Below are 846 nucleotides of genomic sequence, written 5' to 3'. Positions count from 1 at the left end.
CCTACAGAAACAGGTTCACCATCAAGAACCTGAATAGCAGCATTATTAGTATTAGAACTAGTATCTTTTTGATTATTGACCACATCAACTTGAGAGGTTTCTTCGACACTTTCCACAGCGCTTTCATTACTGGTGAAATACCATATCCAATACAGTATGCAAAGAAAGACAGCAGCAACTGGAAAGGCAAAAGCAGGACTGTATAAGAAATTTTTACCTTGTCCTTTTGTAATACCTCCGGTAGCTGTCGACTTGTAGCATTTGTGGACTTCAATCGGGATTTTTTTCCACGTAATGGTACTGGCTTTGTTTGGGGTTTTTCCGTCGAGTTTTGGGTTGTGTTCGAAGATACGCGGTCGGCGGTTGTAATAGGGAATTCCTGCGAGTCCGTCGAAATATTTGTGCGAATAGGCGTATTGGCTAACGTTTCTAATGTATTTGTGGACACTGGTAATGTCTGGCGTACAACAGATAATATCCCAGTTGTATTTTCTGTGTCGCATGTAACATTCTTTGAGGGTTTTGGGGTATATAATGTGGCCATGTTCGTTAAATAACTCCCTGCCTAAGTCATCAACATCACCGCTTGTTAAATCATCAGGTTTGAACTTTTCTAGTTGGGTATAGTGGTATGTATACCAATGCTCGGGTATCAATTCTTTGTAATTATCAACGTGTTTGTAATTACAGGATTCAGGTTTAAAAGTGGCTTCAGTAGGATAGACATCTTGAACTTCATCAATCAGAACTAATGCACCCGTTGGCATCCAGTGATACCAATTTCGCCATAAATTAAGACCCTCTTCGTTTTGAGAAGAAAGTCTCCAAAGTTGAGCTGAGTCGGGA

1 protein-coding gene is annotated in these 846 nt (G+C 40.3%); it reads right to left on the bottom strand.

Annotated elements, in window-relative coordinates:
• The coding region (locus CWC28_RS21140; RefSeq protein ID WP_283206561.1) for a zonular occludens toxin domain-containing protein at positions 1-846 on the bottom strand (846 nt) is incomplete at both ends.

It is taken from the genome of Pseudoalteromonas sp. S4492, assembly GCF_005886115.1.
Taxonomy (GTDB): Bacteria; Pseudomonadota; Gammaproteobacteria; order Enterobacterales; family Alteromonadaceae; genus Pseudoalteromonas; species Pseudoalteromonas gelatinilytica.
This window is presented reverse-complemented; position numbering and strand designations above follow the sequence as displayed.